Genomic DNA, 25,073 nt, shown 5'->3' with positions numbered 1-25,073 from the left:
TATGATATGCTTGATCTGCCAAAGATGATGCAATTACTATTATTTGCAGCTTTGATTATTTTATTTTTCCGCTGGGTGGTTGAGGACATGAACAGGTGACGCTCTGTTGCACCTGAGGATCTCAGTGCCGCGATAACCTGCTCCCCCCACAGTCTGCTACTCAAGTCGAGTCCCTCCCAAATATTGGCATGGCGCTTGGCCAGACCGCGATGTGTGCGGCCACACTTGATGTGGACGCAATTCGTGGCAATGGCGCGCTCATGTTCAATTTCGGTGGCGCAGCTCAGACGCTGAGTGTGTCAATTGACGGAGGCGGCCGCCGCCCGATGGGCTGGATGCCGCTCTCGGGGCTGAGGAGAGGGTGGAATCGACGCAGAAATGTTGTCGAAGGATAGTGTCGTCGCTGACAGGCATCCCGAGCCATCCAACGGAGGCTAGGAATCGTCCTGTTCGTCATCGGCGTCCACGGGTCCAACGCCGTCGCGATAATCCACCTGCATGAAATAGAGCCCATCCGGCGGAGCGACGGGGCCGCATGCCTTGCGGTCTCGCGCATCCAGCGCAGCGCGCACGTCGTCCACAGTCCACTTTCCCTCGCCTGCAAGCTTCAGCGTGCCGGCGAACGAGCGGATCTGATTGTGCAGGAAACTCTGCGCCGTGGCGCGGATTTCGATGAGCTCGCCATTGCGGGTCACATCCAGCCGGTCGAGCGTGCGCACCGGACTATTGGCCTGGCAATGGGCCGAACGGAAGGTGGTGAAATCATGCCGGCCGACCAGCGTCTGGGCCGCCGCATGCATGACCTCATGATCCATATCCTTCGGCACCCACCAGGCACGCCCGGCTTCCAATGCCAAGGGCGCACGGCGGGTGATGATGCGATAGAGATAGTGGCGGCGGATGGCCGAAAAGCGTGCGTCGAAGTGCGCATCAACCTCGGCGATATCGAGAATGGCGACCCGCTCCTTGGCAAGCCTCAGATGCGCATTGAGCGCATTGCGGAGCGTGTAGGTCTTCCATTCCTTAGAGAGGTCGGCATGCATGACCTGGCCCATCGCGTGCACGCCGGAATCGGTGCGTCCCGCGCCGCGAATGGAGACCTTTTCGCCAGTCAGAGACAAGATGGCGCCCTCGATCGCGCCCTGCACGGAAGGACCGTTGTCCTGGCGCTGCCAGCCGACATAAGGGATGCCGTCATATTCGACGGTCATGCGGTAACGAGGCATCAGGCTGGTCCCGCCGCCAACATCGTGCCCGGCACAATCGGCGTGCCGCGCAGGAAATCGGCCGCAGCCAGCGGCTTGCCGCCCGCCTTCTGCAATTTCGTCAGCCGGACGGCGCCGGAACCGCAGGCGATGACCAGACCGTCGGTCAGCACTTCGCCGGCCGCGCCCTCGCCTTCGGCAAGTTCGGAGCCGAGAACCTTGATCCGTTCTGGCCGGCTGGCGATCTCGGCCTCGAACCAGGCGCCGGGAAAGGGCGAGAGGCCGCGAATATGGTTGTGAACATCCGCAGCCGGCTTGCTGAAATCGATGCGTGTCTCGCTTTTATCGATCTTGGCGGCGTAGAGGACGCCCTCGGCAGCCTGCGCGGTCAGCGGCAGTTCATCATGCTCCAGCTTGTTCATCGCCTCGACCATCGCCTTGGCGCCAACCATCATCAGCTTGTCGTGCAACTCGCCCGCCGTCATCGTGTCGCCGATCTCCACTTCCCGCGTGAGTGCGACCGGACCGGTATCGAGGCCCTTGTCCATCTTCATCACCATCATGCCGGTCTTCTTGTCGCCGGCCATGATCGCCCGCTGGATGGGCGCAGCACCTCGCCAGCGCGGCAGCAGCGAAGCATGGCCGTTATAGCAGCCGAACTGCGTACCCGAGAGGATTGCCTCCGGCAGCAGCAGGCCATAGGCGACCACCACGGCGACATGGGCATCGAGCTCGCGAAAACGCTGGCGCTCTTCGGGCTCCTTGAAATTGACGGGCGTGAAAACCGGCAGGCCGAGCAGCTCCGCCGCCTGGTGCACCGGCGACTTCTGGAGATCGAGCCCACGCCGCCCGCCGGGCCTTGGCGGCTGCGTATAAACAGCGCAAATCCGGTGTCCCGCATCGACCAGCAACCGCAAAGTCGGCACGGAAAATTCGGGCGTTCCCATAAAGATGATGCTGAGCGACATGCGATCCGTCCGGCTGAATTCTCTCGTTTGGCATGATCTTGGCCAAAAACCGCTTTGCGATTTTTTGGCGATCAGGCCCTAACCGCCTTCAAACGGGTTTACGAGCTTAAGATCAAGCCCCTCGAAGTCTTTTGTGTTCCGCGTCGCCAGCGTCGCGCCTTGTGCTAGGCAGATGGCAGCGATCATGGCGTCCTGGACGGAGATCTGATGGCCGGTCCTTTCACGCCCCGCTCGAATGCGACCGGTTTCGATGGCCGATTGATGATCGAAACGCAGGATCCTGCCGCGAAAAGAAACGAGTTGCTCGTTGAACATTTGAATGTAGCGGTACGATCCCGTTCGAAGTAAGAAGCGTTCCGCCCCATAAGACAGCTCCATCACCACAATATCACAGAGATAGAGATTCATGATGGGTTGCATCTGAAACCATGCTTCGACATTGCGGTCGGTCACAGGCTTCGTCAATTCGGAGAGGATATTCGTATCGAGCAGGATCACTCGAAATCCTCAACTGGTCGGCCGAAATCCTTTTTCCGTTCCGCTTCGATCTCTTTCATGATGCGCCCATATTCTTCGGCAGCAGCAGCATCTTCGGTATAGAAAATGGGACGCAAAACATCCCACGCAGACAATCCGCTGCGACCGGCGTTAGCATCCTCCGCCACTAACGCCGCCCGCAAAAGCTCCTTTGCCTCGTCGGAGAGACTGCGGCCAGTCTGTTTTGCCCGCTCTGCGAGATCATGCTTCATGGCATCCGGAATATCGCGAATCAAAAGGTTGCTCATTCAGCACCTCCATTTGATATCACTGATATCATAGGCCTGCCCGGATGGTTTTTCAACCTTCCCTTCAGAGCGCCTTTGCCTTCGCCGCCTTGGTGAACTTTTTGATGACCATGTCGCGCTTCAGGCGCGAGATGTAGTCGATGAATAGCACGCCGTTCAGGTGGTCGATCTCGTGCTGAAGACAGGTGGCGAGGAGGCCGTCGGCCTCGACGATCTGTTCCTTGCCGTCGCGGTCGAGATGCTTGACGGTAACGCGGGCCGGACGCTCGACTTCGGCATAATAATCCGGAATGGAGAGGCAGCCTTCCTCATAAACCGAGCGCTCATCCGAAGAGGCGACGATTTCGGGATTGATGAAGACCAGCGGTTGCTTGTCCTCGCCTTCGCGCGACACGTCGATCACCAGCATGCGGCGGGCAACGCCGATCTGGATGGCCGCAAGGCCGATGCCTGGCGCATCGTACATGGTCGCCAGCATATCGTCGGCAAGGCGTTGGACTTCGGTATCGACGCGCTCGATGGGCGCGGAGGCCTGGCGGAGCAACGGATCGGGCAAAATGATGAGTGGCTTGATCGTCATGAAGTTTCCCATAACGCATCTTGCAGTGCGATGGAATTATTTAGATGGCGGTTGGAGGGTGTTTTTTCAACGCTTGCGACTTCAGGTCGATCATAACTCCCTAAATTTTGTTCACGTTTTGATCTGGATATTCTCCAAAGTTTTGTTATGGTGCAGGCACGAGTTCCACGAGTATCCGATATCATGTCCTTTATGCTCTTCGGCCAAGAGATTCCGGCAGTTCCTGTTCTGACCGGCCTTGTCATCCTGCTGCTGATCGCCGTTGTCGTCCTTGTCCTCAACAATAATGGGCGGCGGGGTGAGGAGGATATGCTGCGGGCCGAGGATGCCGAGCACAATATGGCGGCGCTTCTCCGGGCGCAGGCGGAAATGCAGGGACGGCTCGCCACCATGGCCGAAGTGTTCGGTTCGCGGCAGGCGGAGTTCAACCATGCCATCAATCAACGGCTCGACGGCATGTCGCAGCGGGTGACGGCGACGATCGGCGAGCAGACGCGCTCTACGCACGAGAACCTGCGCCGCCTGCAGGAGCGGCTCGCCGTCATCGACGCTGCGCAGAACAATATTCAGTCGCTGGCAAAGGATGTCGTCGGCCTCCAGGCAATCCTTTCCAACAAGCAGACGCGCGGCGCCTTCGGCCAGGCCCGCATGGAGACGATCATCGCCGACGGATTGCCGATGGGCGCCTATGCCTTCCAGCCGACGCTCTCCAACGGATCGCGGCCGGACTGCACCGTGCGCATGCCGAACGGCTCGCCGCCGCTGGTCATCGATGCCAAATTTCCGCTGGAGGCCTGGAACGCCATCCGCAACGCGGCGGCGACAGGCCCCGAGCAGGGCAAGATCGCCGCGCAGCAATTCCGCCGGGACCTCGAAGTGCATATTCGCGATATCGCCGAAAAATACCTCATTCAGGGAGAGACGCAGGATACGGCCTTCCTCTTCGTTCCCTCCGAATCGATCTTTGCGGAAATCCACGAGAATTTCGAAGCGATCGTGCAGAAGGCGCAGCGTTCGCGCATTGTCATCGTCTCGCCGTCGCTGCTGATGCTGTCGATCCAGGTCATCCAGGCGGTGTTGAAGGACCAGCGCATGCGCGAGCAGGCACATATGATCCAGGGCGAAGTGGCGCATCTGATGAACGATCTTTCCCGCCTCGACGAGCGGGTACGCAAGCTGCAGGGGCATTTCGCCATGGCGCAGAAGGATGTCGACATGATCGTCACCTCCGCCGACAAGCTGGCACGCCGCGGCGAGAGGATAGAAGCGCTGGAATTCGAGGCCGCCGGCGAGCCGACGAAGGCGACCACCGACGACCGGCCGAAACCGATCGACAACCGCACCGGCCAACTCAAGCTCAGGGTGGTTGACGAGGACTGATCGCTTCGGGCAGTGTCGCGCCAAATCAATGCATGATCCTCAAACCTATAAATCGGTTCTGAATGGATCATGCGACATCAACAAGCAGGGCGGAACATCCCATGATCACCATTTTCGGCTCCATCAATATGGACCTCATCGCCACCACCGACCGTCTGCCGAAGCCGGGCGAGACCGTGGCGGGCAACGGCTTTTCCACCGCTGCCGGCGGCAAGGGCGCCAATCAGGCCTTGGCAGCGCGGCGTGCCGGCTCGACGGTGCGTTTGACCGGCGCTGTCGGCAATGATGGTTTCGCCGAGCCTGCGCTTGCCCTGCTTAACGCCGCCGGCACCGATCTTTCCACCGTCAACCACGTTTCCGAGCCGACCGGCACTGCCCTGATCCTCGTTGGCGGCGATGGCGAGAACATGATCGCCGTCGTGCCCGGCGCCAACGGCACGATAACAGCCGAACAGGCGACCGCAGTGGTCGATACGCTGAGCCCGAGCGATACGCTGATGCTGCAATTCGAAATCCCGGTCGCCGCCGTTGAGACCGCGCTCGCGGCGGCAAAGGCCAAGGGCATCCGCACCGTTCTCAATCTCGCCCCCCTCATTCCCGATGCGGCACGGCTCGGACGTCTTGCCGACATCGTCATCGCCAACGAGACGGAATTCGAAAGGCTGGCAGGCCAGGACAATATGTCGGCCAGCGATCGCGAGGCGGCACTAATCCGTCTGCATGGCGAAACGGGTCAGACGCTGATCGTCACGCTCGGCGGCGACGGCGTCATTGCCATCCGCGATGGCGAACTCTCGCGTGCCAAGGGTCTCGTCATCGAGCCGGTCGATACCGTCGGCGCCGGCGACACCTTCTGCGGCTATTTTGCCGCCAGCCTCGACCAGGGCCTGGATTTTCATGCGGCTCTGCGCCGGGCCGCGGTCGCCGGTTCGCTCGCCTGCCTGAAGCCGGGCGCGCAGCCATCGATTCCGGTTGCAGGCGACGTCGCCGCGCGTCTTTGAGACCCACCATTCCTAGCCGCACAAATTAATTAAATTTTTGCGCTTCACAATCATTCTCCTCCTGCCTGCCTTGGGTTTGCTCCCCCGCGGCGGGCGCTCACGGCGGCCCCATGATAGGGCCACCCTGCGCCGACCTTGCTCCGGATAATGTGCATCCGGCGCATCGTTCTCTCGAGGAAATGATGTCCATCTTTCATATGAAGTCGCTCGCGGCCAAGCTCATCCTGGTCACTGGGGTAGCGATTGCGCTTGTCCTGTTCGTCTCCAACTTCCTGCTGATTTCCCAGACGCGCGATCGCGTGGAAATGCTCACCATGGATCAGGCCAATAGCGAGGCCAAATCCATCTCCAATGAAATTGCCGCCAATGTCGGCGAACTCGCCAGCGCCGCCCGCTCCATGGCCGCCATCATCGGCCGCGGCCACGAGGGCCACACCTTCGATCGCAAGGGCATTATCAATATCCTCAAGGCCAATGTCGAGCAGAACGCCTTCGCCTTCGGCAGTTGGTTCTGCGAAAAGCTCGGCACATTCGACGGCAAGACAACTGAACTCGCCAACAACAAGGACGAAGGCGTCAACGACAAGGGCGTGTTCACACCCTATTGGTCGAAGACGAAGGACGGCGGCATCCAGTTCTCCACCTTCGACAACGACTACACCGCCGCATGGTGGAAGCTCGAGCATCGCACTTGAATTGAGAATCGAGTGGGGTTTTCACGAGGGTATTGGTGTGATTCACTGCGGTTGGAGGTGAATCACATGGGTAAATCTCATTCTGTTGATCTTCGTCAGCGTGTTGTTTCCATGGTCGCTAGCGGCCAATCACGGCGAGCCGCTGCCCGTCATTACGCAATCAGCGACAGCAGTGCGATCAAGCTGCTGCAACGCCGGGAGCGGACTGGGCTGATAACCCCCGCGCGTCAAGGAAGGCCACCAGGTGCAGGGAAGCTGTCAGCGTTTCGCGATTTCCTGGTTGCACAGGTCGAAGGCAAACCGGATATCACCATGCCAGAGCTTGCCCGTCGCCTTACGGATGAACATGGATTGGTTATTCCACCATCGTCTCTGTCGCGGTTTTTGATAACGCAGGGATACACATATAAAAAAACAGTTGATGGCGTCGGAACGCGCTCGCGCTGATATCCGAAAAGATCGTGATGTCTGGATTTCGAAACGCCAACCCCGGATGCGATTTGAACCGCATCGACTTGTTTTCTTGGACGAAACCGCGGTGAACACAAAGATGGTGAGACTGCGTGGGCGCTCCCCGCGTGGCGAGCGTCTCATAGCGGATGCGCCCTTTGGCCACTGGGGGACACAGACCTTTATTGCAGGCTTGCGCTGTTTCGGTCTTACCGCTCCCTGGATTATTGACAGGCCGATGAACCGGGAAATCTTCGACACCTACATCAAGACCCAGCTTGCGCCGACACTCGAACCAGGCAATGTCGTCATCCTGGATAATCTTCGCGTTCACAAGAGCGATAAAGCCAAAGCCTGCCTCAAGGAAGTTGGGGCGTGGCTCCTGTTTCTGCCGTCTTATTCGCCAGATTTGAACCCGATCGAAATGGCCTTCGCCAAAATTAAGGCCCACCTTAGAGCCGCGGCCGCTCGCACGTTTGACGCACTCTCCAATGCTCTCGGATCGATTTGCGACCTCTTCAACAGCCAAGAATGTCGTAACTATTTTACAGCCGCTGGCTATGGGTTCGATTAAAAGTACGAGGCTCTCGCCGCCGACAGCGGCAAGGGCGCCATCACTCCGCCATACTTGGCTGAAGGCACCGAAGTTCCGACGACCATGAGCTCGATCGCCTATCCGGTGATGTCCGGCGGCAAGATGATCGGCGTCTCGGGCGTCGATATCTCGCTCGCTTCACTTTCCGTCAAACTGCAGAACCTCCATCCCTTCGGTTCCGGCCGCGTCCTCCTGCTCTCCCAGGACAACAAGTGGCTGGTGGCGCCGAACAAGGACCTCCTGATGAAGGACTATAGCGGCGAGGGCGCCGATGCCATCAAGGCGGCATTGACCTCGTCGGCGACGGGCTTGGTGAAAAACCTTAGCGATAACGGCGGAGAAGAATTCGACCGTGTGGTCTATCCGTTCGCCGTGCCCGGCCTCAATGCCACCTGGGTCGTCCTCGTCGATGTGCCGCACAGTGCGATTGCCGCGCCCGTGCGCGACCAGACCTATATGATGATCATCGGCGGCGTCCTCGTGCTGGTTGCTGTCATGCTGGCGCTCTACGCCGCCGTGCGCGCCTTCGTACAGAAGCCGCTCGGCGGACTGGTCGCCAGCGTCAACGATCTCAGCGCCGGCAACTATGCCGAACCCGTCGAGGGCCAGAACCGTGCCGACGAGATCGGCTCGGTCGCCAAGGCGCTCGAAGGCTTCCGCTTCGCCCTTGCCGATACCAAGCGGCTGGAGGCCGAGGCCAACGACCAGCGCCGTGCCGCCGAAGGCGAACGTTATCGCTCGGAAGCGGAGCGAAGCGAAACCGTGGCGCTGCAGCGGCGCATCGTCACCATTCTCGGCCAGAGCCTGGCCGAGCTTTCCAAGGGCAATCTCGGCCACCGCATCGCCGAGGAATTCCCCGGCGAATACGCCCAGTTGAAGCAGGACTTCAATGCCGCACTCGCCAGCCTGGAAGAGACGGTGCACACGATGAACCTCAGCGTCGGTAATATCGGCAGCGGCACGGGCGAGATCAGCAACAGCGCCTCGGACCTTGCCCGCCGCACCGAGCAGCAGGCGGCAAGCCTGGAAGAAACCGCTGCAGCGCTCAACCAGCTTACGGCTCAGGTCAATTCCAGCGCCGAAAATGCCCGCACGGCTGCCAGCAGCGTCAACGCGGCATCCGAGGATGCCGGACGCTCCGGCGAGATCGTGCAGAAGGCGATCTCCTCCATGCATGGCATCGAGCAGTCCTCGCAGGAAGTTTCGCGCATCATCGGCGTGATCGACGAGATCGCGTTCCAGACCAACCTTCTCGCTCTGAATGCCGGTGTCGAAGCAGCGCGTGCCGGCGAAGCCGGCAAGGGCTTTGCAGTCGTGGCGCAGGAAGTGCGCGAGCTGGCGCAGCGTTCGGCCAATGCCGCAAAAGAGATCAAGACCCTGATCAACACCTCGGCCGGCCAGGTCAAGGAAGGCGTCGATCTCGTCGGCCGCACGGGCAATGCGCTACACAAGATCGCCGAGCAAGTGATGGAGATCAACGGCCTCATCCGCCAGATCTCGGCTTCTGCCAGCGAACAGGCGATCGGGCTGAAGGAAATCAACTCGGCCATGAACCAGATGGACCAGGTGACGCAGCAGAATGCCGCGATGGTGGAAGAAACCACCGCCGCCAGCGTGACGCTGAACGACGAGGCCCAGACGTTGAAAACGCTCGTCGCCCGCTTCCGCGTATCGCATGGCGGCCAGGATAATGCCTCCGCACTGCGCGCTGCCGCTCAGCAGATGCGCACGCCGGCCCCAGCCCCTGCCCGCAGTGTTACCCCGGCCGCCGCTCCAGCGCGCAAGGCGCGTCCGCAGACCCAAGGCGCAAATGCGCTGGCGCAGGGTGAATGGGAAGAATTCTGAGCCGACTAATGAAACCATAAAAGGCCGCCGGAGCGATCCGGCGGCCTTTTCCTATTCCTGCGGCAGCAAAGTCAGATGCGTGCAAAGCGCTCGGTCAGCAGCGCAAAGAAGCCGTCTGCATCGACATGGCGCATGACCTTGGCGTTGCGCTTACGGTCAGTGACATGCCACCAGTCGACAACGGTCATACCGACGGTCAGCTCCGATGTCACTTCGATCTCGACATTGCAATCGCGGCCTTTGAAAAGCTCCGGCTTCAGCAGATAAGCGATGACGGTGGGGTCGTGCAACGGACCGCCGTCAGAGCCATATTTTTCGATATCGAAACGCTCGAAGAATTCCAGCATCTCGACCATTGCCTTGGCCGGAGCAGTGCCAACGGCGGCGATAGCAGCCACACGATCCTTGCGGGTCAGAAGCTGGTGGGTCACGTCGAGCGGCATCATGACGACAGGTACGCCGGAGCGGAAGACGACATCGGCCGCTTCCGGGTCGACATAGATGTTGAATTCAGCCGCCGGCGTGATGTTGCCGCCTTCGAAGAAGCCGCCGCCCATCATCACCAGCTCGCGGACGCGCGCGATGATGTCGGGCGCCTTCTGGAAGGCGAGCGCGATATTGGTGAGCGGGCCAAGCGTGCAGAGCGTGACCGCGCCGGCCGGCTCGTTGCGCAGGGTGTCGATGATGAAGTCGACGGCATGACCGGGCTGAAGCTCCATGGTCGGCTCCGGCAGGTCAGGGCCGTCAAGGCCGGTCTTGCCGTGGACATGTTCGGCGGTGACCAGCTTGCGCTTGAGCGGCGCATCGGCGCCGGCAAAAACCTTCACGTCGCGGCGGTTGCAGAGCTCGCAGACGATACGGGCATTGCGGCTCGTCAAACTCAGGGGCACATTGCCGGCGACCGTGGTGATGCCGAGTACGTCGATTTCCTCACGACTTCCGAAGGCGAGCAAAATCGCGGCGGCGTCGTCCTGGCCGGGATCGGTATCGATGATAATTTTTCTGGGCTCGGTCATCTCTGGGCTTTCCTCCGGTGCGGCTTGGCAGTCTTGATGCGAGCCCGTTTAAGCTTTGTCAAGCAGCCGGATGCCGGCGTGGCCATTGGCATTGCGATACCGGAAGTAATCTCGCAAATGCGAAGGCCGCGCCTCCTTGCACTCCCCCGCCCCTGCTCCCATATTACACGTAACCGGGTGCTGAAAGATCAGGTCCGGAAAGGTCGCTTGACACCAAGGACTTGAGACATGAGCCGGACCACTCCCTTTGCCAGCCCTCTGCTTCTGGGCTTCGACACCATGGAAAAGACGCTGGAGCGGATTTCCAAGGTCAGCGATGGTTATCCCCCTTACAATATCGAACGCATGCGGGCCGACCGCCTCTCGGGCGAGCCTGAGCGCCTGCGCATTACGCTTGCGGTTGCCGGCTTCTCGGAAGACGAGCTCGATATCACCACGGAAGAAAACCAGCTTTTGATCCGTGGGCGGCAGGTGGAGCATGAGGAGCGCGATTATCTCTATCGCGGCATTGCGGCCCGTCAGTTCCAGCGCGTCTTCGTTTTGGCAGACGGCATGCAGGTGCTCGGCGCCGTCTTGAAGAACGGCCTGCTTTCCGTCGATCTCATTCGGCCGGAACCGGACCGGATGGTAAAGAAAATTAACATTTCGGTATCACAGTAAGACAACGGCAGATTGCCGCTGGTCCCTCATGCTGGAGGTACGAACATGCTTTTGAGAGAAGCCACTGCGCGCCTGACTCAATCCGAACTCGCCAATATTGGTGCGGGTGAGGTTGCCTATGTCAGAAAGATCCATTCGGACGAAGTGTCCCGTTGCTTTCCCGAGGCGCCGGACATCGATCCGAATGTCGACCTCTGGGCGCTTTTCGGCGCCGATGGCACTCCGATTCTTCTGACCGACAACCGGTCCAGCACCTTCTATAAGGCGGCTGAGGACGAGCTGAAGACGGTCAGCCTTCATTGAGGGCTCCGTGCCATTAGTTGATCGAGGCGCTGCGACCGCGATTGCGTCAGAGCATTCCTATCCCGGTGTAATGCCCCTCTCAACCGGCGCTGACGCTCGTCCTTCTCCCGCGGAGGAGAAGCTGTAACTCCACCTTCCAAACTGGCTGACATGCACATGGCAATAGCTTCTTCACCCTAACGGGTAGAAAGGAGGATTTGAGCGATTTCGCGCCGCGAAATTGCGAGAGGCGGGATTGCCGCTTAAACTCTCTTGAACGTCAGATAGGCCGAAGACCGTCCCTCGCGCCGGGCTTTTGCCTCATAGCGCGTGCTGGGCCAGCCTTCATAGGGCGTCAGCCAGTCGCTGGCATTGTTTGCCATCCATTCAAAGCCGCCATGGGCGGCGCAGTGCTGCAGCGTCCAGTTGACATAGGTGTCGATGTCGGAGGCGAAGCAGAAGATGGCGCCGGGCTTCAGGACGCGGTGAAAGCGATCGAGATTGACCTGCGAGACGAAGCGGCGCTTCCAGTGTTTTTTCTTCGGCCAGGGATCGGGATAGAGCAGATCGATCTGGTCGAGGCAGCCCTCCGGCAGCCAATCCAGCAGTTGCGTGGCGTCGTCATTATAGACGCGGATGTTGCGCGCGCCGGTTTCGTCGACGCGGGCAAGCAGCTTCTGCATGGAATTGACGAAGGGCTCGACGCCGATAAAGCCGGTCGCCGGAGATTCCAGCGCCCGGTGGATCAGGTGTTCGCCGCCGCCGAAGCCGATTTCCAGGCGCAGACGCTCGGTCTGCACCGGGAACAGATCATTCAGCGGCTGCGGCGCCGGTGCAGAGAGATCGACGATATATTGCGGCAGCAGCGCTTCCAGCCTTTCGGCCTGCTGGCCGCGCAAAGGCTTTCCCTTGCGCCGGCCGAAGAATGCTTCCGTCGCCCGCGACCGGCGCTCGGTATCGATCATGCAGCTTCCCGGGTCTTCACAGCTTCCTTCAGGGCCTTGACGAGGTCCGTGCGCTCCCAGGAGAACGAGCCGTCGCGGCCTGCTTTGCGGCCGAAATGGCCGTAAGCCGAGGTCTTCGCGTAAATCGGCTTGTTAAGGTCGAGATGGCGGCGGATGCCGGTCGGCGAAAGGTCCATGTTCTTGCGGATCGCCGCTTCGATCTGGTCTTCGCTGACGCCCTTGCCGGTGCCGTGCAGGTCGACATAGATCGACAGCGGCTGAGCAACGCCGATGGCGTAGGAGAGCTGGATCGTGCAGCGGTCGGCAAGAGCGGCGGCTACGACGTTCTTTGCGAGGTAGCGCGCAGCGTAGGCAGCGGAACGGTCGACCTTGGTCGTGTCCTTGCCGGAGAAGGCGCCGCCGCCGTGCGGTGCAGCACCGCCGTAGGTATCGACGATGATCTTGCGGCCTGTCAGGCCGGCATCACCATCCGGACCGCCGATGACGAACTTGCCGGTGGGATTGATGTACCAGTTGCAGTCGGCCGCGATCTTCAGCTCGCCGAGAGCTTCGCGGATATAGGGTTCGACGACGGCGCGAACCTTCGCCGAATCCCAGCTATCATCGAGATGCTGGGTGGAAAGAACGATCGAGGTCACTTCGGTCGGCTTGCCGTCGACGTAGCGGACGGTCACCTGGCTCTTGGCGTCCGGGCCGAGCTTGGCGACTTCGCCGTCGCCCTTCTTGCGGGCGGCAGCGAGGAGCTGCAGGATCTTGTGCGAATAGTAGATCGGCGCCGGCATGAGGTCCGGCGTTTCGCGGCAGGCATAGCCGAACATGATGCCCTGGTCGCCGGCACCTTCATCGCCCTGCTGGTCGGCGGCGTTGTCGACGCCCTGGGCGATGTCGGCGGACTGCGAGTGCAGGAGAACGTCGATGCGCGCCTTCTTCCAATGGAAGCCGTCCTGTTCGTAACCGATATCCTTGATGGCGCGGCGGGCAGCGGCCTTGAACTTCGAGGGATTGATGACGTCGTTGCCATCCTTGTCCTTCTTCATCAGGCTCGGCGGCAGACGAACTTCGCCGGCGATGACGACGCGGTTGGTGGTGGCAAGGGTCTCGCAGGCAATGCGCACGCCCCAGGGGTTGACGCCGGTCTTTGCCGCTTCGCGGTAGACCAGATCGACGATTTCGTCGGAGATGCGGTCACAGACTTTATCCGGGTGACCTTCGGCAACAGACTCGCTGGTAAACAGATAATTCGCGCGCATATGGGATTCCCCTCAAAGAACAAATCTCCGCTTTTGATATTCGTCTCGAGCGCGAAAAACAAGCCACAGAAGGACATAAATATATCTTTATATCCCGGCGAAAGTGATAAAATTTTGCCATAAACATGGAAAAGGCGGCCAAAATGACCGCCTTGCGACTTTGCCACTGCAGCGCTGCTTAAAAACGCTTATTCGGCGTCGGCCTCGGCTGCGAGGGCCTTGACGAGCTCGACCACCTTGCGGCGGACCTTGCCATCGGAAATTTTCACGAAGGCGCGGTTGAGCTGCAGCCCTTCCGAGGAAGAGAGAAAATCGACCACATAATTGGAACTGGAAGCCTCGGCCATGCCGCCGGCGGTTGCCGCATGCTCACCCGGCGCGTCCTCGAAGAAGAAGGAAACCGGAACGTTAAGAATGCTGGAAATATTCTGAAGACGGCTGGCGCCAACGCGGTTGGTGCCTTTCTCATACTTCTGAATTTGCTGGAAAGTGATTCCGAGGCTCTCGCCGAGCTTCTCCTGGCTCATGCCCAGCATGGTACGGCGGAGGCGGATGCGGCTACCGACATGGATGTCGATGGGGTTCGGCTTCTTTTTGTTCTCAATCATCATAATTGCCCTAACATAGGTTGAATTCAGGTCCTGCCATCCGGTGCCCTTAACCACCCCTATAACGCTACGTTGCAGCCGACGCCCCACCCGGCTTCTAGTTTACGTTCAAAAGGCAGACAACAACCACTATGCAATTTTAGGGTTTTTTGGTCAATTCGCCCTTGAAATAAAACCCATGCGTGAAATCACAGCGATTATACCGACTACCCCGATTGCCAACCAGAAGTATGCATTTCGTATCCTATCGTCGATAGGCGACACGGTTGCGCTACTCAAAGTGGCGTCGACAAATCCTTGCTCATTAAAGTCGATTCCGGAAATCAAACGTCCGTGAGCGTCGACATAGGCCGAAACACCCGTATTGGCGCTGCGAATCAGCGGCAAACCCTGTTCGACAGCCCTTACCCGCGCCTGCAGGAAATGCTGATAGGGGCCTGGCGTGTCGCCGAACCAGGCATCATTCGTAACGTTCAGAATGGCGTTGGCTTGCTGGATTTCCGGTGTCATTTCGTTCGGGAAAATGATCTCGTAACAGATCAGCGGATAAAGTTTGACGCCGCTTGGCAGCGTCAGCAACTGCCGGCTGGCGGCCGCTGAAAACCCGCCCGGCAACTCGATGACATTCTGAATTCCGAGATAACCGAGGATGTTTTCGAAGGGCACGTACTCGCCGAACGGCACAAGATGGGTCTTGTCGGAGGCGCCGATAATCTGGCCGCGGCCGTCGATCACATAGATGGAGTTGTAATAGCGCGGCTCGAGACCGGGACCCATGTCCTCGACGCGAACGGCGCCGGTGATCAGGATCTGGTCATCGTCGAGCTGATCGGCAATGCGGGTCAGCGCGTCCTGATTATCCGTCAAAATAAAGGGGATAGCGGTCTCCGGCCAGACGATGATGTCGGGCCGTTTGCCACCATTGATGGGCGGCTGCACCGAGAGCGACAGATGTTTGTCGAAGATCGCGGCGCGGTCGGCATCGGTGTCCATCTTGGCTTCCTGGTCGATCGCGGGCTGGACGATGCGCACCACCGGCGCCGTCTTGCCGCCGCTCGCCAGGGGTTCCGGCAGACTGAGCGCATAATAGCCGTAACCGAAATGCGCGGCGGCGATGAGTGCGGCGAGCCCGATCCCCGGCACCCGCCCCTGGCGCGTTCCAAGTAGTGCCGGGGACGCGAAAACGAAGACCGCAAGCACGGTGACGCCGAGCACGCCGATCACATGCGCCGATTGCATCATCAGCGGAATGGGCATGGCGCCGTAGCCGATGGCATTCCAGGGAAAGCCGGTGAAAAGGAAGCTGCGCAGCCATTCCAGCAGGCCAAAGGCGAAGGCGAGTGCGGCAATGCGCCCCATGCCGTCGGACCAGAGCAGCCGGGCCAGCGCCGCCGCCACGCCATAGAAAATCGCGAGAAACGCCGGCAGACCGAGGATCGCCAGCGGCAGCGCCCAGGCGAACGCATCGGCATCGATCAGAAGCGCATGGCCGAGCCACCAGAGACCGGCGACGAAATAACCGAAACCGAACAGCCAGCCGATGGCAAAAGCCGGCCAGAGGCGCCCAAGGAAGCCGCTATCGGGACCGGCGGCAGCGCCATCCAGCAGCCAGACAAGCAGCGTGAAAGAGACGAACATCGCCGCGAAGAAGCCGAAGGGCGGCAAGGCGAGGACGCCGATTGCTCCGGCAACGATGGCGAGAAATGCGCGCTTGAAACCCCAGACGAGGATAACCTTGCCCGAAAGCCGTTCCATGCGCGCGCTCCGTCCAAACTGCGAATCATTGGCCGCAGTCTTTCAAAAAAGCAGCGGTTTGTCCTGCTGAAGCGCCATTTATTGGCTGGCCGTGTTCCGTTCTGCCGAAGGTTCGTCCGGAAGCGTATCCGGCGACGGCAAATCGCGCTCGAGTACGCCACCTTCCCCCTCGGCCTTGGCCGGACGGCGGCGCACGGCATGACGCTTACGCGTGATGCGAACCCGTTTGATGCGGCGCGGATCGGCATCGAGGATATGGAATTCGAAGCCTGGCAGCGCCTGGACGAGCTCGCCGCGCACCGGGATCCTGCCGAGCGCCGAGAAGATCAGGCCGCCGAGCGTATCCACCTCGTCCACCTGCTCGCTGATGTCGAAATCGGTGCCGATGGCGGCGGCAATCTCTTCCAGCTCGACGCGGGCATCGGCGACGAAAACGTCTTCGGAGACACGCTTGAACATGACTTCCTCGTCGTCATGTTCGTCATCGATATCGCCGACGACCATTTCGACGATGTCCTCATGTGAGGCGAGGCCGTCGGTGCCGCCATATTCATCGATGACGAGGGCCATCTGCGTGCGGTTGACCTGCATGCGGCGGAGAAGATCCGACGCCAGCATGGAGGGCGGCACGAACAGGATTTTTCGGATGATGCCGGCTTCGGCGAGCGTCTTCTGCAGGTCGACGCGCGAAAGGTCGAAATTCGGCTTGGCCGAGCGCGGAGGCTTCTCAGTCGGGCTCGCAGTCGACGCAGATGCCGCTGCCGCCGCCTTGCCATTGCTGCCGCGGCGCTTGTTGCGCGCCTGCTTGGCGACATAAGACAGTAGGTCGCGGATATGCACCATGCCGCGCGGATCATCGAGCGTTTCGGCATAGACCGGCATGCGCGAGCGACCACTCTCCTCGAACAGGATCATCAGCTCGCCGATGGTGATATTCTGGTCAACCGCCTCGATATCGGCGCGCGGCACCATGACGTCCTCGACACGCACCTCGCGGAAACGGAGGATGTTGTGCAGCATTGCCCGCTCGTCCGGCGAGAAAGCGTCGTCATCGGTGGCGTTGGTCATCAGCGCGTCGGCGAGATCCTCGCGCAGACGTGCAGAGCCTTGAGCTGGGCGCAAAATGCGCGCAGCGCGGGCCCAGAAGGATGAGTGTGATCGTTTGCCGCTACTACTGCCCGCCTCATCGGAGGAGGCTGTTTCGGCTCCGTCTTTGGCCTCGGGGGCCGGTCTTGTCGTAAAGTCGCTCATTGTTCCTGATCAGACAGGGTTCAGTCAAATGGGGTCCTGCCCCGCATAGGGATCAGATAGGCCAAGCTCCGCCAAAATGCGAGTCTCCAGCCCCTCCATTATTTCGGCTTCGCTATTATTCATATGGTCGTAGCCGAAGAGATGCAAGAAACCATGCACCATCAAATGGGTCAGATGGTCATCAAAACTCTTTTCCAGCTCGACCGCCTCGCGCTCCACCGTCTCTTTGGCGATGATGATATCGCCGAGCATCGGGCCGGGTCTGCCGCCCGGCGCCAGCGGAAAAGCGGGGAACGACAGGACATTGGTCGCCTTGTCCTGCTCGCGCCATTCCGCATTGATCTCCCGGATCGAGGCATCGTCGGTGAAGACCAGCGACAATTCCGGCGCCATTTTCGGAAAAGGCTGCTTCTCGTATTTTTCGAGATAGGCCACAGCCGCGCCCAACACGCGCTCGGCCAGGGCCTGCAATGCCTCTTCCGAGGGCCAGCCGCCCTCTTCGACGCTGATCTGTATATCGAGATCGGCCATCAGATCTGCGGATCGGCCTCACCACCAGCGACGGGGGCGAGGTAGTTCGAGTCGTAAGCCCTGACGATGCGCGCCACCAAGGGATGACGGACGACGTCTGTGTCCTTGAAGCGCACGATGGTTATACCTTCGACGTCGTTCAGGAGCTGCAAGGCCTCCACCAGGCCGGATTTGACACCGCGCGGCAGGTCGATCTGGCTGGGGTCGCCGGTGATGATCATGCGCGAATTCTCACCGAGACGCGTCAGGAACATCTTCATCTGCATCGAGGTGGTATTCTGCGCCTCGTCGAGGATGACGGCGGCGTTGGCAAGCGTGCGACCACGCATGAAGGCGAGCGGAGCGATTTCGATGACGCCAGCGGTGATGGCGCGTTCGACCTTGTCGCCCGGCATCATGTCGTAGAGCGCATCATAGAGCGGGCGGAGATAGGGGTCGACCTTCTCCTTCATATCGCCGGGCAGGAAGCCAAGACGCTCGCCGGCTTCGACGGCCGGGCGCGACAGGATGATCTTCTCGACCGCGCCGCGCTCCAAAAGCTGAGCGGCGTGGGCAACGGCGAGATAGGTCTTGCCCGTACCGGCCGGACCGACGCCGAAAACCATCTCGGAACGGTCCATCGCCCTGATATAGGCGTCCTGCGTCGGCGTGCGCGCGATGATCGTCTTCTTGCGCGTCGAAATCTGCGCCATCGTCAGCTTGGCTTTTTTCTCCATCGTCGGCAGCGTCAGTTGGTCATCGGCGGCAACCGCCATGCGGATTGCTCCTTCCACGTCGGAGCGCTCCACATTCCCACCTTTCTGCAGCTTGTCATAGAGATAATCGAGCGTGCGGCGCGCCTGGTTGGTGGCCAGCACATCACCCGTGATAATGACGGAATTGCCGCGTGCGCGTGCGTCGATGCCCAGACGCTCTTCGAGCAGCTTCAAATTCTGATCGAACTGTCCGAAAAGTTCGCTGGCGAACCGATTGTTCTCGAACGTCAGGATGAAGTGATTGGCGTCGCTCGCGGTGCGTGGCTGGCGCGATGAAGAAGAAACCAATTCCTGTCCGTTCAAGCGGTCCGGCTCCTTTGCCTGGTCCGGAACCTAAAGCAACTCAGCAAAAAGGCTGTTCGTGCTGGTTCCGATGATTCGTACATTGATAATGTCACCGATTTGCGATGCTTTTGCATCAACATTCACAGATTGCAGCCAAGGAGATCGGCCGATCAACTGACCCGGCATGCGGCCCGGCTTCTCCAGCAGTATATCGACCACCTTGCCGACACAGGCGTCAGCGAAAGCGTGCTGCTGCTTCAAAAGCAGCGCCTGCAATCGTTCCAGTCGTTCCGCCTTGATCTCTTCCGGCACTTGGCCCTTCAATTCCGCACCCGGCGTTCCAGGGCGCGTCGAATATTTAAACGAGAAGGCTTGCGCATAGTTCACCTCCTCCACAAGACGAAGTGTATCCGCAAAATCCTGCTCTGTCTCCCCCGGGAAACCGACAATGAAATCACCCGAAAGGGCGATATCCGGCCGTGCCGCACGGATTTTTTCGATCAAAGCGAGATATTCCGCCGCCGTGTGCCGCCGATTCATCGCTTTGAGGATGCGGTCGGAACCGGATTGAACCGGCAGATGGAGATAGGGCATCAAGGTGCGCAAATCGCGATGGGCCGCAATCAACCGGTCGTCCATGTCGCGCGGATGGCTGGTGGTATAGCGCAGCCGGGCAAGGCCCGGGATTTCAGCCAGCAGGTAGAGCAAGTCGCCGAGACTCCAGGCTTCGCCCTTCGGCCCGGTTCCGTGCCAGGCATTGACATTCTGGCCAAGCAGCGTGATTTCGCGCACACCGCCATCCACAAGTTTTTGCGCTTCCTCGACGATCTGGGCGACCGGACGGGAGACTTCGGAGCCGCGCGTATAGGGAACGACGCAGAAGGTGCAGAACTTATCGCAGCCCTCCTGCACGGTCAGAAAGGCGGTGACACCTCGGGCGCGAATTTTGGTGCTCTCGGCGATCGGCAGATGTTCGAACTTGTCTTCGATCGCATATTCCGTATCGACCACGCGCTCGCCTTCCTTGGCGCGGCGCAGCGCGTCCGGCAGGCGATGATAGGTCTGCGGGCCGATGACGACGTCGACAGCGGGCGCGCGGCGGAGGATTTCCTCGCCCTCGGCCTGGGCGACGCAGCCGGTGACGCCGATCATCATGTCGCGGCCATCGGCGGCCTTGCGCTTCTTCATCTCGCGCAGGCGCCCGAGTGCCGAATAAACCTTTTCAGCTGCCTTCTCGCGGATGTGGCAAGTGTTCAGCAGGACGAGATCGGCTTCTTCCATGTCCTCGGTCGGCTCATAGCCATCACGGGCGAGCGCATCGCTCATCCGTGTCGAGTCGTAGACATTCATCTGGCAGCCGTAGGTCTTGATGAAAACCTTACGGCTGTTGGAGCCATCGCGCATCCCAATCTCTAAAACATTGGGCTGCGGGGCGTCGAGAAGTGCACTGTCCTTGGTCATGGCCGCTATGTAGTGGCTTTTGCTTCCTGAGAAAATGAAAAAGTTAAAATCGCCGGAATATCAGGCAATCTCGCGGCCGAGCAGCCGGCTCGCCAGCATGGCGCGGATGCGCCGCGCCACGGTGGCGCTGACCTCCTTGCGGTTGGTGTCGGCGCGATAATCCACCGCCTCGCCGAAGCAGACATCGACATCGATGGCCCCGCAGGCAAAGATGCCCTTCAGATGCGGCACCAGCTCGATGTCACCAGGCCAAGCCGCGATAGGGCGATAATAACGGCCCATGGCGACGCCATGAACCCGGGTATAGGCAACCGCGACCGGCTGGACGTGAACGACGGCATCCGGCGTCTTCGGCAAAGCGGCGGCGGCTGCGCCGAACAACGAGGATTTGACCTCGAGCAGACGGTTGCCGTCCGAGGTCGTGCCTTCCGGAAACAGCACCATGATCTCGCCATCGGCCATGCGCTCGGCGATCTCGCTCACTTGGTCGCCGGTCTTGCGCTTCTGCTCGCGTTCGATGAACACGCTCTTCTGCCATTGGGCGAAGAGTCCGAAGATCGGCCAGTCCCGCACTTCCGATTTTGCGATGAAGGCGACGTCGGCAACTGCGGAAAGCACCAGAATATCGAGCCAGGAAGCGTGGTTCGCAGCCAGCATCAGCGGCCGGCGACGCTCAAGCTCTCCGACAATGTGGATGCGGACGCCAAGGCAATGGCAAATGATGCGATGCCAGTAGCGCGGCAGATAGCGCCTGGGCTTCCAATCGAAGCGCAGGCAAAGAATCTGCAGCGGCAGCAGGACGAGGCTGACAACGCAGATGACAAAGACGGCACAGCCGACGCGCAGCCAGGTTATCAAATCATCCGCTCCCGCACGACCGCCGCCACTTCAGCGTTCGTCCTTGTTCAGCGGAATACCGTAGAGCTCCAGCCGATGGTCGACGAGCTTGAAACCGTGTTCGCGGGCAATGCGCTCCTGCAGCGCCTCGATCTCCGGCGAGTGGAATTCGATCACTTCGCCGCTCTTCAGGTCGATCAGGTGATCGTGATGCTCTTCCGGCACGGTTTCGTACCGCGAACGCCCGTCACGGAAGTCATGGCGCTCGATGATGCCGGCATCCTCGAAAAGCTTTACGGTGCGGTAAACCGTCGAAATCGAGATCTTCGCATCCACCTTCACGGAGCGGCGGTGCAGCTCTTCGACGTCGGGATGATCTTCCGAACTCTCGATGATGCGCGCAATGACCCGCCGTTGCTCCGTCATGCGCATGCCGCGCTCGGCGCAAAGCTCCTCAAGGGATTTTACGGGATCGGTCATTGAATACGGTCTTCGGTCTATTCGTCTAGGACAACGGACTAGCGAAGAACACGGCGCATGACAAGCGCCGTCGATTTCGCGCCGTTTTCGTCGACATAATAGGCCCTGCGTTCGCCGACCGTTTCGAAACCGAGCTTGCGGTAGAGACCGAGCGCCGGCTGATTGCCGCCATCGACCTCCAGGAACATGGTTTCGCCGCCGCGGTTGCGCGCCTCGCGCAACGCCGCCTGCATCAGCCGCCAGCCGAGGCCGGAGCGGCCAAGTTTGGCGTTGACGGCAACTGTCAGGATTTCCGCTTCACCCGCCGCCTGCCGCGCCAGAACGAAGCCGGGAAGCGGCTTTTTCAGGATGGCGTTGGTCTGGCGCGCGACAAAGCCGAAGGTCGTGTCCTGCGACAGGAGATTTTGAAACTCGCTATCGTCCCAAACCCGTGAAAACCGTTCGCCATGCAGCGCAGCCACCTCGGCACAATCCTGCAACTGCATCGGAACGATCTCGTATTCGGCTTTCAGGGTGAGATAGGATTCCAGCATGATTATACCCTGGCGACTGCGTACCCTGCCTGCGGTCTGGCGTCGGGTCCGCGAAGATAAAGCGGCTTCGGCTTTTCGCTGACAGGTTTGGCAGCGCCCAGCCGGGCGACGGTGGCAATCGGAAAAGCATCCGGCCGCGCCGCCGGCGGAGAGTCGCTGAGCCGGGCAACAGCCGAGCCGGTGACGACACCGTCGAAAGCATCTGATATCGCACGCGCTTCATCGATCGTCACGGCGCGCGCCTCATCCAGCGGATGGCCATCGGCATCGAAGGACTGGAGATAGATCTCCTCGCGCTTGGCGTCGATTGCGGCCAGAACCGATTTACCCGGATTCGTTTCCCGAGCGGCGGCGGCCATGACCTCGAGGGTCGTGACGCCAACGGCGGGAATGTTCAGGGAAAGCGCGAAACCGCGGGCGGCTGCAACGCCAATGCGGATGCCGGTGAACGAGCCGGGACCGACGGTCACGACCATACGCTCCACTGCCGCGAGCGCTATATCGGCTTCAGCCAGCGCCCGGTCGACAACATCCATCAAATGTTCGGCATGCCCTCGCCCGATCGTTTCCGTGACCTCCCCGATCACAGAATCACTGCCACTATCATACACAGCGGCAGCGCAATCCACACCTGCCGTGTCGAGCGCCAGTACGATCATCACAATTTTTCCGAAAAGGCCAAACTTGAAGCGCAGTGAATTAGCTTCAAACCGTCACTGCACTCCAAAATCTGTTTTTGCACAATCTTATCCAAAAACCGCTGCGCATGTTTGGGGACCATGCTTAGACGGCTTCGACTTCCTGCACTTCCGGGACGAAATGGCGCAGCAGATTCTGTATGCCATGCTTCAACGTCGCGGTAGACGACGGGCAACCGGAGCAGGATCCCTTCATGTTGAGGTAGACCTTGCCGTCACGAAAGCCGCGGAAGGTGATATCGCCGCCATCCTGGGCAACAGCCGGACGAACGCGGGTCTCGAGCAATTCCTTGATGGTCAGCACGATCGATTCGTCGCCTTCGTCGAAGAACTCACCGCCGGCGTCCTGTGCTTCGGAAAGAACCGAGCTTTCGCCCATGACCGGCTTGCCGGACATGAAATGCTCCATGATCGAACCGAGGATGGCGGGCTTCAGATGCTGCCATTCCTGGTTCTCCTTGGAGACGGAGATGAAGTCGTAGCCGAAATAGACGCCGCTAACGCCGGGTACATCGAAGATGCGGGCAGCGAGCGGCGAGGCTTCCGCTTCTTCGGCGTTGCGGAATTCGGCCGTGCCGTTTTCCATCACCACCTTGCCCGGCAGGAACTTCAGAGTTGCGGGGTTCGGCGTCGCTTCGGTCTGAATGAACATCTTGATCTCCATGCGGCGAGACCGAAGCCCCGTACCACGTCTGTCGTGTCCGACTTTAGAATATTTCAAAAGAAAATAGGCTTTTTGGCCGCGCTATTCAAGAGACTGATTCTCAAGAATTAGGCCCAAAAACTTAGCTCAGCGCGTCGATTTCCTCGTTCGTCAGCGTATCGGGCAGCACCGTCACGGGGATCGGAAAGGCCGCGGCACGCCCGGCGATCGAAGACACCAGCGGTCCCGGCCCTTCCTTGGCCGAACCAGCGGCGAGAACGAGCAACGCGATGTCCCGGTCTTCCTCGATCACCGCATTGATCTGCTCGGCGGCCGCCCCTTCGCGAATGACGATCTCCGGATCGATGCCGATATTTTCACGCACGATCTGCGCCGCCTTGGCCGTTGCCGCCTCGGCCTCCTCGCGCGCTTCGGCCCGCATGATCTCCTCGACGCCCAGCCACTGCTGGAAATCGCCTTCGGGGATCACAAAGAGGAGCACAAGGCCGCCGTTGGAATTCTTGGCGCGCCGGCCGGCATAATGGACGGCACGCTGGCATTCGGGAGTGCCGTCGATGACCGCCATGAACTTGCGGCGGTGACCTTCGAGCCGTGAGAGACGTTTTGATACCATGGGATCAAGTCTGACATCGAAATCCGTGCCATGGCAAGCCCCGTTTTGAACCCGGTGACAGATGCCGCTCAGCCGGCTTTTGGGTCCATAAGCCTCGCCTCACCTGATACTCGGATGGAGCTTCCAACTGCGGCCGGGATATCGGCACGCAGGCGAGAACGCATTCCCATATCCTCACCCTGGATGATGTCGACGGCCCCGCCATGCGGCCAGGCAATGTCGCGCAGATATCCAGCGAGGGCTGCGGTTGCAGCGCCGGTCGCAGGGTCTTCATAGACCCCACCCGACGCGAAGGCATTGCGGGTATGGAAGAGTTGCGGCGTTTCGGCGTAGGCGAGCAGGATCGTGATCCAACCTTCGCGGATCATCAAAGCGCGCCCCGCATCGAGATCGTAGGTCATTGCGGCAAGCGTCCTGCGGGATTTCAGGGCCAGCATGAAGTGATCGGCACCGCCATGAATAAGCGCGGGTGGAATGGCCGGGTTCAGATCGTCAGTCGAATATCCGAACAGCGCCAGCACCTCCGACAGCAATTCAGGCGTCGGCGCCTTGCTTTGCGTGGGCGGCGATTGCAGGGCCGCCGTGAGGACGTCGCCATTTCGGTGCCCCTCGACAGTGATATTGGCCTGATTGAGCGCGAGCGCAAAAATCCCGTCGCCCTCCCGCAACGCAAGGGCCGCTCCAAGGGCGATCGTCGCGTGACCGCAGAATGGAACTTCCGATTCTGGAGAGAAATAACGCACCCTCCAGCCCTGCCCTTCCGGGCAGGCGAAAGCGGTCTCGGAGAAACCGACGTCGGCCGCGATGCGCTGCATCTCAGCGGCATCGGGCAGGACATCGGCAATCAAGACGCCGGCGGGATTGCCGCCGGCTCCGTCTTCCGAAAAGGAGGCAATCCGCAAGATAGTCAAGGCCGGCCCATCCG

General features: G+C 60.3%; 26 protein-coding genes and 2 pseudogenes. 7 read left to right on the top strand and 21 right to left on the bottom strand.

What is annotated here, in order from left to right; genetic code table 11:
• Positions 1-434: 434 nt before the first annotated feature.
• From truA to def, 5 genes are all read right to left on the bottom strand, one after another.
• Positions 435-1,226, bottom strand: coding sequence for a tRNA pseudouridine(38-40) synthase TruA (gene truA / locus N2601_RS00315; protein ID WP_104821855.1), 792 nt, complete (start codon positions 1,224-1,226; stop codon positions 435-437).
• Complete coding sequence (gene fmt, locus N2601_RS00310) at positions 1,226-2,173, bottom strand: methionyl-tRNA formyltransferase (RefSeq protein WP_104821854.1); 948 nt, start codon at positions 2,171-2,173, stop codon at positions 1,226-1,228. Before fmt ends, truA begins: the two co-directional genes overlap by 1 nt.
• A gap of 78 nt (positions 2,174-2,251) precedes the next feature.
• The gene (locus tag N2601_RS00305) at positions 2,252-2,671 is read right to left on the bottom strand and encodes a type II toxin-antitoxin system VapC family toxin (RefSeq protein ID WP_104821853.1); all 420 of its coding nucleotides are present in this window, start codon (positions 2,669-2,671) and stop codon (positions 2,252-2,254) included.
• A complete protein-coding gene (locus N2601_RS00300; protein ID WP_260303320.1) occupies positions 2,668-2,946 on the bottom strand; it encodes a FitA-like ribbon-helix-helix domain-containing protein in 279 nt (92 codons plus the stop codon). Before N2601_RS00300 ends, N2601_RS00305 begins: the two co-directional genes overlap by 4 nt.
• A 76-nt stretch (positions 2,947-3,022) precedes the next feature.
• The gene (def, locus tag N2601_RS00295; RefSeq protein WP_104821851.1) at positions 3,023-3,538 is read right to left on the bottom strand and encodes a peptide deformylase; all 516 of its coding nucleotides are present in this window, start codon (positions 3,536-3,538) and stop codon (positions 3,023-3,025) included.
• A gap of 183 nt (positions 3,539-3,721) precedes the next feature.
• Here def and N2601_RS00290 point away from each other — a divergent pair, with 183 nt between their 5' ends.
• From N2601_RS00290 to N2601_RS00270, 5 genes and pseudogenes are all read left to right on the top strand, one after another.
• Positions 3,722-4,918 (top strand): DNA recombination protein RmuC, encoded by a 1,197-nt coding sequence (locus N2601_RS00290; RefSeq protein WP_104821850.1) that lies wholly within the window; start codon positions 3,722-3,724, stop codon positions 4,916-4,918.
• 101 nt (positions 4,919-5,019) lie between these two features.
• Complete coding sequence (locus N2601_RS00285; protein ID WP_104821849.1) at positions 5,020-5,919, top strand: ribokinase; 900 nt, start codon at positions 5,020-5,022, stop codon at positions 5,917-5,919.
• A gap of 182 nt (positions 5,920-6,101) precedes the next feature.
• Positions 6,102-6,599 (top strand): annotated as a pseudogene (locus N2601_RS00280) (methyl-accepting chemotaxis protein); the annotation flags it as partial.
• Between the two features lie 81 nt (positions 6,600-6,680).
• A protein-coding gene (locus N2601_RS00275) for an IS630 family transposase (protein ID WP_260303135.1) occupies positions 6,681-7,638 on the top strand; the annotation gives its coding sequence in 2 pieces (ribosomal slippage) (positions 6,681-7,031 and positions 7,033-7,638; 957 coding nt in all).
• Positions 7,639-7,650: 12 nt separating this feature from the next.
• Positions 7,651-9,504: pseudogene (locus N2601_RS00270) on the top strand (methyl-accepting chemotaxis protein); the annotation flags it as partial.
• Between the two features lie 71 nt (positions 9,505-9,575).
• Here N2601_RS00270 and N2601_RS00265 read toward each other — a convergent pair.
• Positions 9,576-10,520, bottom strand: a complete 945-nt coding sequence (locus N2601_RS00265; RefSeq protein ID WP_104821847.1) for a nucleoside hydrolase — start codon at positions 10,518-10,520, stop codon at positions 9,576-9,578.
• A gap of 228 nt (positions 10,521-10,748) precedes the next feature.
• On the opposite strand from N2601_RS00265, the gene N2601_RS00260 reads away from it, so the two are divergent.
• Both N2601_RS00260 and N2601_RS00255 read left to right on the top strand, forming a co-directional pair.
• On the top strand, positions 10,749-11,180 hold the full coding sequence (locus tag N2601_RS00260; protein ID WP_104821846.1) for an Hsp20 family protein: 432 nt from the start codon (positions 10,749-10,751) through the stop codon (positions 11,178-11,180).
• Positions 11,181-11,225: 45 nt separating this feature from the next.
• Positions 11,226-11,483 carry a BQ00720 family protein gene (locus N2601_RS00255; RefSeq protein WP_104821845.1) on the top strand — a complete coding sequence of 86 codons (258 nt, stop codon included), beginning with the start codon at positions 11,226-11,228 and terminating at the stop codon, positions 11,481-11,483.
• Between the two features lie 242 nt (positions 11,484-11,725).
• Here the strand turns inward: N2601_RS00255 and trmB are convergent, their stop codons facing one another.
• From trmB to N2601_RS00180, 15 genes are all read right to left on the bottom strand, one after another.
• Complete coding sequence (trmB, locus tag N2601_RS00250; protein ID WP_104821844.1) at positions 11,726-12,427, bottom strand: tRNA (guanine(46)-N(7))-methyltransferase TrmB; 702 nt, start codon at positions 12,425-12,427, stop codon at positions 11,726-11,728.
• Positions 12,424-13,677 carry a methionine adenosyltransferase gene (gene metK / locus N2601_RS00245; RefSeq protein WP_104821843.1) on the bottom strand — a complete coding sequence of 418 codons (1,254 nt, stop codon included), beginning with the start codon at positions 13,675-13,677 and terminating at the stop codon, positions 12,424-12,426. The genes trmB and metK overlap by 4 nt, the downstream gene beginning before the upstream one ends.
• A gap of 188 nt (positions 13,678-13,865) precedes the next feature.
• Positions 13,866-14,285 carry a helix-turn-helix domain-containing protein gene (locus tag N2601_RS00240; RefSeq protein ID WP_104821842.1) on the bottom strand — a complete coding sequence of 140 codons (420 nt, stop codon included), beginning with the start codon at positions 14,283-14,285 and terminating at the stop codon, positions 13,866-13,868.
• Between the two features lie 153 nt (positions 14,286-14,438).
• The gene (gene lnt, locus N2601_RS00235; protein ID WP_104821841.1) at positions 14,439-16,040 is read right to left on the bottom strand and encodes an apolipoprotein N-acyltransferase; all 1,602 of its coding nucleotides are present in this window, start codon (positions 16,038-16,040) and stop codon (positions 14,439-14,441) included.
• A gap of 78 nt (positions 16,041-16,118) precedes the next feature.
• Positions 16,119-17,291: a hemolysin family protein gene (locus tag N2601_RS00230; protein ID WP_104821840.1), complete on the bottom strand. Its 1,173-nt coding sequence runs from the start codon at positions 17,289-17,291 to the stop codon at positions 16,119-16,121.
• Between the two features lie 24 nt (positions 17,292-17,315).
• The gene (gene ybeY, locus N2601_RS00225; RefSeq protein WP_104821839.1) at positions 17,316-17,822 is read right to left on the bottom strand and encodes an rRNA maturation RNase YbeY; all 507 of its coding nucleotides are present in this window, start codon (positions 17,820-17,822) and stop codon (positions 17,316-17,318) included.
• Positions 17,822-18,880, bottom strand: a complete 1,059-nt coding sequence (locus N2601_RS00220) for a PhoH family protein (RefSeq protein ID WP_104821838.1) — start codon at positions 18,878-18,880, stop codon at positions 17,822-17,824. The genes ybeY and N2601_RS00220 overlap by 1 nt, the downstream gene beginning before the upstream one ends.
• A gap of 30 nt (positions 18,881-18,910) precedes the next feature.
• Positions 18,911-20,323: a tRNA (N6-isopentenyl adenosine(37)-C2)-methylthiotransferase MiaB gene (miaB, locus tag N2601_RS00215; protein ID WP_104821837.1), complete on the bottom strand. Its 1,413-nt coding sequence runs from the start codon at positions 20,321-20,323 to the stop codon at positions 18,911-18,913.
• A gap of 60 nt (positions 20,324-20,383) precedes the next feature.
• A complete protein-coding gene (locus N2601_RS00210; protein WP_104821836.1) occupies positions 20,384-21,181 on the bottom strand; it encodes a lysophospholipid acyltransferase family protein in 798 nt (265 codons plus the stop codon).
• 30 nt (positions 21,182-21,211) lie between these two features.
• The gene (locus N2601_RS00205) at positions 21,212-21,640 is read right to left on the bottom strand and encodes a Fur family transcriptional regulator (protein WP_104821835.1); all 429 of its coding nucleotides are present in this window, start codon (positions 21,638-21,640) and stop codon (positions 21,212-21,214) included.
• A gap of 38 nt (positions 21,641-21,678) precedes the next feature.
• Complete coding sequence (locus tag N2601_RS00200; RefSeq protein WP_104821834.1) at positions 21,679-22,173, bottom strand: GNAT family N-acetyltransferase; 495 nt, start codon at positions 22,171-22,173, stop codon at positions 21,679-21,681.
• A gap of 2 nt (positions 22,174-22,175) precedes the next feature.
• Positions 22,176-22,832: a tRNA (adenosine(37)-N6)-threonylcarbamoyltransferase complex dimerization subunit type 1 TsaB gene (tsaB, locus tag N2601_RS00195; RefSeq protein WP_104821833.1), complete on the bottom strand. Its 657-nt coding sequence runs from the start codon at positions 22,830-22,832 to the stop codon at positions 22,176-22,178.
• Between the two features lie 124 nt (positions 22,833-22,956).
• Positions 22,957-23,523 carry a NifU family protein gene (locus tag N2601_RS00190; RefSeq protein ID WP_104821832.1) on the bottom strand — a complete coding sequence of 189 codons (567 nt, stop codon included), beginning with the start codon at positions 23,521-23,523 and terminating at the stop codon, positions 22,957-22,959.
• A gap of 133 nt (positions 23,524-23,656) precedes the next feature.
• Positions 23,657-24,148 (bottom strand): universal stress protein, encoded by a 492-nt coding sequence (locus N2601_RS00185; protein ID WP_104821831.1) that lies wholly within the window; start codon positions 24,146-24,148, stop codon positions 23,657-23,659.
• 68 nt (positions 24,149-24,216) lie between these two features.
• Entirely contained in the window at positions 24,217-25,059 is an 843-nt protein-coding gene (locus tag N2601_RS00180; RefSeq protein WP_104821830.1) for a PhzF family phenazine biosynthesis protein, read from the bottom strand.
• Positions 25,060-25,073 lie beyond the last annotated feature (14 nt).

The sequence above is a fragment of the Rhizobium sp. CB3060 genome (genome assembly GCF_025200735.1).
Lineage (GTDB): Bacteria > Pseudomonadota > Alphaproteobacteria > Rhizobiales > Rhizobiaceae > Rhizobium.
This window is presented reverse-complemented; position numbering and strand designations above follow the sequence as displayed.